We start from the raw sequence: 1,544 nt of genomic DNA on the forward strand, positions 1-1,544 counted from the left end.
TTTATTATTTTGATTTATGTGTTTTTAGTTATATGTTTTATATTAGTAGTTTTCTATTGAACATTTTTTCAGTATTTATTCTTTGCTTGTTTTTAAATTTTACCTCTGGTAAAATAGTTTTAGATAACATCCCCCTGAGACTTGTTCTCTAAAAAAAGATTTCTAAACTAGAGTATAGTTTTTCACTTGCCGGAAAATGTCGTTCCCTCGATTTATGTTTCGCGAGGTTGTGAGACTATACTCAACTGGAGGTGCTTTTATGTCTATTTTGGCTATTGATGTTTCTAAGAGCTCTCTTGATTTCTTTTCTGATTTTATTGGTTCTGGTTCTGTTGAAAATTCACCTCAGGGCATTTTTGATTTGTTAAATAAAGCTACTTCTGTTTCTAACTCTTTTATGCTTGTTCTTGAATCTACCGGTGTTTATTCTTTTGATGTTGCTTCATATTTTTACAAACATTCTATTCCTGTTTTCTGGGTTAAAACTGATAATATGAAGCTTTATCGTAAAATCCTTAATCGTCCTAAAACTGATAAGATTGATGCTAAACTTATTTTTGCTATTGCTTCTAAGTTTTCTGAATCTTTAGTTCCTTTTGTTTCTAACGATGATTTGATTAATGATCTCCGCCATTTAACCAGATTATATTTAAAATTCAATGATGATATTGCTCGTTTGAAATTAAGACTTTTTTCCTATGTCGCTCTTTATTTTCCCAATCTCGATTTTAAACTAAATAAAACCTATGAATCTTTACTAAAAGATTTTACTGTTAAAGAAATTGCTGATATGGATATTGAAAAACTTTTTGAATATATCGCTAATCTTTCCAGACACAGAGTTTCTGCTATGGATTTAGCTGAAAAACTCAAACAACTTGCTAAAAATGCCCTGAGGTTAAGACCTAAACCTTCTAATTCTCTGAGACTTTCTATTATTTCTACTATTGAATTGATACAGAACTATGAAAAACAATTGAATTTAATTAAATCTGAAATTTCTAAAATTCTTAAAAGAATTCCTAATACTTTAACTACTGTTAAAGGTATTGGTGAAGTTACTGCTGCTGGTATTATCGCTGAAATTGGTAATATTAATCGTTTTAATAATGCTTCTGCTTTAGCTTCTTATGCTGGTTTAACTTGGTCTGTTCATCAAAGCGGTAATTACATTGCAGAAAATACCAGATTAACTAAAAAAGGAAATAAATATCTTAGAACTTATTTGATTTTAGCTGCTAATTCTCTTAGATATCATAATCCTATTTTCAAAGAATATTACTGGAAAAAGTTTAATGAATCTAATTCTCATCATCATATGAGAGCTCTTGTATTAAGCGCTAGAAAACTTGTCAATCTTATTTTTTATTTACTTAAAAACAATGTGCCTTATATTCCTATGAAATAATTTTTTCTCATCTTTGTTTTATTATCTATTTTCTTTTATTTTTGAATTTCAATATTTTCAAACTATTAGCTTCTTTTATAGCTAATTATTTCCTTTTTCCTCTTTTTTACTGTTTTGACTCCCTACCGGAAATCTT

Annotated in this window: 1 protein-coding gene; it reads left to right on the plus strand. The window is 28.2% G+C overall.

From position 1 onward, the window contains the following. Positions 1 to 259 precede the first annotated feature (259 nt). Complete coding sequence (locus ACYQ44_RS10335) at positions 260 to 1,408, plus strand: IS110 family RNA-guided transposase (RefSeq protein ID WP_459997194.1); 1,149 nt, start codon at positions 260 to 262, stop codon at positions 1,406 to 1,408. Positions 1,409 to 1,544: the final 136 nt, after the last annotated feature.

Source organism: Marinitoga arctica (genome assembly GCF_054657315.1).

Bases quoted from the DNA above. Each gene is read 5' to 3' on its own strand.
- ACYQ44_RS10335 (WP_459997194.1), top strand. From the start codon at position 260: ATGTCTATTTTGGCTATTGATGTTTCTAAGAGCTCTCTTGATTTCTTT.